At 69.6% G+C, this 6,681-nt stretch carries 8 protein-coding genes; 3 read left to right on the top strand and 5 right to left on the bottom strand.

The features are described 5' to 3' along the window. The first annotated feature begins 158 nt into the window (after window positions 1–158). Window positions 159–839, top strand: coding sequence for a macro domain-containing protein (locus ACGF12_RS31090; protein ID WP_393037351.1), 681 nt, complete (start codon window positions 159–161; stop codon window positions 837–839). 210 nt (window positions 840–1,049) lie between these two features. Here ACGF12_RS31090 and ACGF12_RS31085 read toward each other — a convergent pair whose 3' ends face one another. Continuing rightward, the gene (locus ACGF12_RS31085; RefSeq protein ID WP_393037360.1) at window positions 1,050–1,910 is read right to left on the bottom strand and encodes an SDR family oxidoreductase; all 861 of its coding nucleotides are present in this window, start codon (window positions 1,908–1,910) and stop codon (window positions 1,050–1,052) included. A 218-nt stretch (window positions 1,911–2,128) separates the two neighbouring features. Further along, window positions 2,129–2,974, bottom strand: a complete 846-nt coding sequence (locus ACGF12_RS31080) for an alpha/beta fold hydrolase (protein WP_393037348.1) — start codon at window positions 2,972–2,974, stop codon at window positions 2,129–2,131. Between the two features lie 162 nt (window positions 2,975–3,136). Between ACGF12_RS31080 and ACGF12_RS31075 the strand changes: the two genes are divergently transcribed. Then, entirely contained in the window at window positions 3,137–3,307 is a 171-nt protein-coding gene (locus ACGF12_RS31075) for a hypothetical protein (protein WP_393037345.1), read from the top strand. A gap of 42 nt (window positions 3,308–3,349) precedes the next feature. On the opposite strand, the gene ACGF12_RS31070 is transcribed toward ACGF12_RS31075, so the two are convergent. The 3 genes from ACGF12_RS31070 to ACGF12_RS31060 form a co-directional block, all read right to left on the bottom strand. Next, window positions 3,350–3,787: a MerR family transcriptional regulator gene (locus ACGF12_RS31070; protein ID WP_393037342.1), complete on the bottom strand. Its 438-nt coding sequence runs from the start codon at window positions 3,785–3,787 to the stop codon at window positions 3,350–3,352. Window positions 3,788–3,809: 22 nt separating this feature from the next. Further along, entirely contained in the window at window positions 3,810–4,823 is a 1,014-nt protein-coding gene (locus ACGF12_RS31065) for an MDR family NADP-dependent oxidoreductase (protein ID WP_393037339.1), read from the bottom strand. A 304-nt stretch (window positions 4,824–5,127) separates the two neighbouring features. Beyond that, window positions 5,128–5,514, bottom strand: coding sequence for a RidA family protein (locus tag ACGF12_RS31060; RefSeq protein ID WP_380610317.1), 387 nt, complete (start codon window positions 5,512–5,514; stop codon window positions 5,128–5,130). Between the two features lie 72 nt (window positions 5,515–5,586). Between ACGF12_RS31060 and ACGF12_RS31055 the strand changes: the two genes are divergently transcribed. Next, window positions 5,587–6,498, top strand: a complete 912-nt coding sequence (locus ACGF12_RS31055; protein ID WP_393037336.1) for a LysR substrate-binding domain-containing protein — start codon at window positions 5,587–5,589, stop codon at window positions 6,496–6,498. Window positions 6,499–6,681: the final 183 nt, after the last annotated feature.

Raw genomic sequence — 6,681 nt, 5'->3', positions numbered from 1 at the left:
GCGGCCGGACAGAACAACCCGAAGACAGCCCAGCAGAGCGTCAGTCAGTGGCAGAGCCACGACCACCGGAACCTGAGTATCAGCATCAATGTCAGTGGTGCCCGCTAACGTCCTGGTCGACCGCGGGAAACAGCTCGACGAACGACAGGAGTTCCAGCATGACGACGGACCGCACGCAGTCCCCGCTGAGGGTGGTGCTGGCTGACCTCAACACGACGGTGGTCGAGTCGTGGCGGGCGGCCTTCGCCGACACCCCCGGCATCGAGATCCGGCACGGCTCGATCCTCGCCGAGGAGGTCGACGCCTGGGTCAGCCCGACCAACTCCCGTGGCCGGATGGACGGCGGAACGGACGCGGCGATCAAGCGGCACCTGGGGGCGGGCATCCAGCTGCGGGTGCAGCGGGCGATACGCGACCGCTACGCGGGCACGCTGCCGGTGGGCAGCGCGGTCTGCGTGCCGTCCGGGGCGGTCAACCCGAAGTTCCTGATCTCGGCGCCCACGATGCAGACCTCCTCGCAGAACGTGAGCGAGACACTGAACGTGGCGCTCGCCTGCGCCGCCGCCTTCCAGGCCGTGCACCGGCAGAACCGGCTGGCGCCGGGCAGCATCCGCTCGGTGGCGCTGGTCGGCATGGGCGCCCGGACCGGCCGGGTCCCGGCCCGGGTGTGCGCCAACCTGATGTGGACGGGCTACACGCTGTTCAACGACCACAGCTTCGAGAGCGACGAGGAGCTGCGCGCCACCATCCTCGCCCAGCTGGAGGACATCGAGAAAGCTCCCGCCACCCAGCGGGTGCGCATCTCCGCGCCCACGGGCCGCAGCCGGTCCGGGCGGTAACCGCGGCGGCCCCCGGTACGCGACCCGCGGCGGGCCGGTAAATCTTCCGGGCGCCGGGCCCCTCCACCCACCTTGAGGACCACGTTGTCGTTCTGGATCGGAGGGCGCCGGGTGCCGAGTCCGCGCAGGGCCGGGATGGAACCGAGGCCCCACTACAGGACTACGAGTGCGGTGGCCGCCTGGCGCTGCTCGCAGTCACCTGGGAGACGGTCACTTGACAGGCGTCTCGGGCTCCATCTCGTAGGAATGCCGGATGGCCGGATGCCGGGTCCCGAGGCCGTCCGTGACCTTGCGCTCCCACGGAACCTCTTGGAGGTTCTTGGTCTCCTCGAGCATCGACTTGGGCTCCAGGTTGCGGTAGCTGTCGACCTCGCCGGCGGCGACGGCCGTCAGCGTCGCATAGACCGCTTCAGGGTCGAATTGCGGGCGGGGGAACGCGAGCTTGGAGTAGTCGAACAGCCGCTGCGAGGCGTCGTCCTCCCAGCTCTCCCAGGTCTGGAACATACGGTCGTTGAAGCCGGTCAGGAAGGGCCCCGGGTTGACCGTGGCGACTTCGATGTTGTGCTCCTGCAGCTCGTAGGCCATGGTCTCGGCGATCGCCTCGACCGCGTGTTTGGAGGCGGAGTAGATACCGGTGAACGGGTTGACGTTCAGGCCCTCCCTCGAGGACACCCAGACGATGCGGCCGGCCCCACGCTTGATCATCTGCTTGGCGATTCCCTGGGTGAGGACGAGCGGCCCCGTGACGTTGACCTCGAACTGATGCCGAATGTTCGACTCGGGTATGTCGACCGTGGAGCCGCCTTCACCGACACCGGCGTTGTTCACCAGAATCTCCACACCCCAGCCGAGGGCCTTGCGCCGGTCCCCGTCGTTCGTGACGTCGAGCTTCTCGACCCGAAGCTTGACGCCGCGTTCCACCGCCTGCCACTTCAGCGTCTGCACCTGGGCGTAGATCTCCACCCCGGCGATCACGTCGAAGCCCTTCTCGGCGAGACGCATGGCGGTTTCGAACCCGAAGCCGGTGCCCGCTCCCGTGATAAGGACCTTCTTGAGTGCCGCATTCGCCATGTCGAGTGTTTCCTTATCCTTGGGATTGTCGTCGGTCTTGAGCATCAACGGCGGAATCGCCCCACGAGCGCGGCCTTGGAAACGCGGGCGGCGCCGCAGCCGCCCGCGTAGCGGGTGACCTCACCGGTTCCCATGGAGGAGCCCACGGGAAGCCGAGGTGTGCCGACTCCCCATCAGGTTCGATGACCCGATTTCGAGCGGTTTCCCTATTTCCAGGTTCAGCCCTTGGCGGCATCGACGATCAGATCCGTGACCGCTTGCGGATGGGAGACGAGGGACACGTGCGAGGAGTCGATCTCCACTGTCTTGCGGGCATTCGCCCGCATCGCTTCAAATCGCTCCAGGCTCGGGTTGATCGCCTGGTCCTGCTTGCCGACAAGGACGTAAACGGGCTTGTTCCGCCATGCGGCGCCGGTGAGCTTGTCCGTGAAGGCCGACAGCGCGATCGGACGCTGCGTGGCCGCCAGAATGTTGGTCTGACTCGTGGGCAGGTCCGCCGCGAAGACCTGGCGCAGCTTGTCCGACTGTACATACACGTCCGTGCCCGTGGTGCCGTCACCGTTGAGGAAGGGCACCTGCTTCAGAGCCTTGGTGATTTCGGGGGGAGCGAAATTCGCCGAGAGACTGGAGAACGACTCCCCCACATCGGGCATGATCGCGTTGATGTACACGAGAGCCTTGACGTTGTCGTCCCCGACGGCAGCCTGCGAGATCACCTCTCCGCCATAGGAATGACCGACCAGGACGATCGGTCCCTTGACGGACTTCAGGAAGCTCGCGAGGTAGGTCGAGTCCTGGGGAATGCCGCGGAGGGGGTTGGCCGGCGTCGCCACCTTGTAGCCGTTCTTCTGGAGCCGTTCCACGACACCGTTCCAACTCGACGCGTCAGCGAACGCGCCGTGCACGAGCACAATGGTCGGCTTCTTCCCGCCGGGATCAGCGCCCGGACCACTGGCCTGCGCCGTTGCGGCCGGCACGACGGAGGCGGTTCCCGATACCGCCAGAAGTACTGCACCCCAACGGACGATGTTCAGGTTTCGGCGCGACTTGCAGGATATTCGCATGTCACTCCTTCGGCGCGAGGGCGTGGGGCCACGCCCGGGATTCCAGCGTCGAGGACACCTGTCGGCTCGTCTCGGCGCACGGGCCATCCGAGTGAACGATTCAGTGACGCCGGAACGACTCTTCTGGTCGAACCGGGAGGAACGCAGTGGTGTTCCGACATCGTGGGCAAGTCCGGCCGGGCCATGCCGGAGGCCCTCATCGCCGGCGAGCGCGATCCGCTGGTGCTCGCCGAGCCGGCGGTGGCCCGCATGCGGGGCAAGCGCGAGATCCTCACCCAGGCGTTGACCGGCCGGTTCACAGGCTCACACTGGAGTACTGGCCGAATTACGTGACCGCTGACACCAGAGCGGCGGCAGACCTGCTCCGGCGGCCCTTCAGGCCGGTGACGGGCAAGGGTCTGTCGTGATCGGGTCGACAGTGCGGAACAGGTCACCGAACCGATGGGCGAGTGCGTCGTCGAGCCGGTTGCGCAGTTCGGTCAGCCGCTCGATGCGCCGGTCGAGATCCGCCAGCCGCTGGAGGGTGATCTCGGCGACCGGGCAGTGGCCCGCCCCGTCGAGCCCGCCGATCTCGGGCGCCTCCCCGCCCGACGAGGACGCCAGGTCGAGGACGTGGACAAAGGACTGGATGTCGCCGATCGTCAGGCCGGCATCCAACAGTTCGCGCACGGTCCGCAGTCGGTGGACGTCGCCCTGGCCGTACTCGCGATGGCCGGAGAGCGTGCGTCGTGCCGCGAGCAGCCCACGCTGTTCGTAGTAGCGCAGCGCCCGAGGGGTGAGACCCGCTGCTGCCGCCGCCTCGCCGATCCGCATTTCCGTCCTCCCTGCTCAAGGGTCAGAACTCCACCAGCACCGCACCGATGTGGCGCCCTTCGAGCAACTCGCACAACGCCCGAGGCGCCTGATCGATGCCCGACAGCCGGGCGTGCGGGAAGGTGACGGTGTCGTCCCGCAGTCCCCGGCCGAACTCCCGCATCGCCTGCGAGAGCGCGTCCAGGTGGTCGCTGCCCGAGAGACCGCGCAGTGTGATTCCCCGCAGGATGAGGGAGCCGGTGTCGATCTGGATCGGGGCGGTGAAACCACCGGACACCTGGCCCGACAATGTACCGACGAGGCCGACGCGAGCGCCGCGGCGGGCCAGCGCCAGTGCGGCCAGCAGCTGTTCGCCACCGACGTTGTCGACGACAGCGTCGATACCCTCGGGAGCCGTCTCACGCAGCTGGTCCTCGATCGGTCCCGCCCCGCGCAGGACGACCGCGTCGTAACCCAGCTCCTGGACCAGGTACTCGCCCTTGCGCTGCGAGCTGGTACTGCCGATCACCCGCGCCGCCCCGCGCAGCCGGGCGAACTGACCGGCCAGGGAGCCGACACCGCCCGCCGCCGCAGTGACGAACACCGTGTCCCCGGGACGTACTTCGGCCGCCCGAACGACCCCCAGCCAGGCGGTCACCCCCTGTGAGAGGTGGGCTGCCACATCGGGCAGCGCCCCGGGGTCGATGCGCCGTGCGCCGGCCGCGTCGAGCACCGCGTACTCACGCCAGCCACGGTCGTGCGCGACGAGATCGCCCGGGCTCAGCCCAGTGCCCGGCCCGGTGATCACCTCGCCGACGGCCGGGCCCCACAGCGCCTCCCCCGGCCCGTACGGTGGCACGGGCAGGTCGACGTCGCCGCCCATCAGGGTGCGCATCACCGCGGTGACGCTCATCAACCGGTTACGCACGAGCACCTGGCCTGGACCGGGCTCGGGGACGGGAGCTTCGACGACACGGAGGTGGTCGGTGCTGAGCCGCCCCTGCGGACGGACGGCCAGGCGTACCTCACGGTGGATGGCTGGGACGACTGTGCTCATGGCAAACCTCAGCAGGCCGGACGCGCGGGGGAGGTCCTCCGCGCGGCATCGGAAGTAACGGTCCGACGACGTTAGAACTTGACGCATGCGTCAAGGTCAAGTCCGACGGGCAGGTGCGTCCGGAACACGACCGGCGGAGCAGGATGCCAACAGCCGTGGCCTACATCGCCCACACGTCCTCCACCCAGCGCGGAGGCCCTCGCCGCCCGCCCGGCGGGCCGCGCCTGACGGCACGCCGACCGCGGGCCCGGGTCCGACGGCTGCCGTCGGATCCGGGCCCGTCGCCGAAACCGGGGGCCTGCGGTCAGGCGGCCCGCCGCGCGTACACCTCGATCTCGATCCTCATCCGAGGGTCGGCCAGGCCGCACACCATCATGGTGGCGGCCGGCCGGACGTCGCCGAAGCAGCGGCGCAGCACCGGCCAGCAGGGCTCGAAGTCCGCGCGCTCGGGCAGCAGGTAGCGCACCCGCACCACGTCGCCGAAGCCGCACCCCGCCTCGGCCAGCGCGGCCCCGATGTTGCGCAGGCACTGCTCGGCCTGCTCCACCACGTCCTCGGAGATCGTCATGGTGGCGTAGTCGAACCCGGTCGTGCCGGATACGTGCACCCAGTCACCGTCCACCACGGCACGGGCATAACCGATCTGCTCCTCGAAGATCGAACCGCTGAGGATCGCACGTCGCTCTGTCATGCGCGGAACGCTAGGTGGCCTGCACCGATACGTCCAATACACCGTCAGGCATGACGTGATATCCCTGGGCATATGGAGCAGCGCCCCGAACTCCCCCTCCCCCAGCTGTACGCCTTCACCGTCCTCGCCGAGGAACTCCACTTCGGTCACGCGGCCGCCCGGTTGGGCATCGCCCAACCGCCGCTGAGCCAGCAGATCCGCCGCCTGGAGGAGAAGGTCGGGCATCCGCTGTTCCACCGCGAACCCGGCGGCGTCACGCTGACGGCGGCCGGCCTGGAGCTGCTGCCCACCGCGCGCCGGGTACTGACCGAGCTCGCGGACGGCCTGGCCGCCGCCCGCGCCGTCGGCAGCGGCGAGACGGGCCGGCTGCGGATCGGCTTCTCCGCCTCGCTCGCGCTCACCGTCCTGCCCGGCCTGCTGCACACCTTCCGGGAGCGACACCCGGGCGTGCACCTGGACATCCGCGAGATGACCACCGCGCCGCAGCTCGCCGCCCTGCACGACCGGGACATCGACCTCGGCCTGCTGCGCGAACCGCCCGAGGCCGAGCCGGAGCTCTGCTTCCGCACCGTGCTCAGCGAGAGCTTCGTCGCCGTACTCCCCTCCACCCACCCGCTCGCCGCTCAACGGAGCGTCCGGCTCGCGCAGTTGGCGGACTCGCCGTTCGTGCTGCTCCCCCGCGCGGTCGGCCCGCAGCTGTACGACCGGATCACCGGCCTGTGCACCGCGGCGGGCTTCACCCCGCGGATCGGGCAGCACGCGGTGGAGTGGCAGACCGTGTGCGCGCTGGTGGAGGCCGGCCTCGGCGTCTCGCTCGCCCCGGCGAGCATCCGCCGCATCCGGCTCAAGGGCGTCGCATTCCGCCGGATCGAGCCCGCCACCGACCGCACCCGGGTGGCCGTCGCCTGGCGCCGGAACGACCGGAACCCCCTGGTGGCCCACCTGTTGGCGGCCGTCAGCCGGACCGACCCCGCCGTCGGTTAGCCACCGGATCCACCCGCTGCCGGAGGTTGCGTACCGGATGGCCGACGACCCGGGCGAGTTCGGCGTCTCCACCCCGGCCACCCCGGTAATCCCGGCCACCCCGGATGCGGTGGCTGCGGCGGCTGCCCTCGCCGGCGTGGAGGCCGGGTAGGACGCGCGGCCCGGGCCCGCAGTCGGGCGGCG

Origin of the sequence: Kitasatospora sp. NPDC048296, assembly GCF_043201815.1 — a bacterium.
Lineage (GTDB): Bacteria > Actinomycetota > Actinomycetes > Streptomycetales > Streptomycetaceae > Kitasatospora.
Note: the sequence above shows the minus strand (reverse complement) of the source record. Positions and strands in the feature narration are given on the sequence as shown.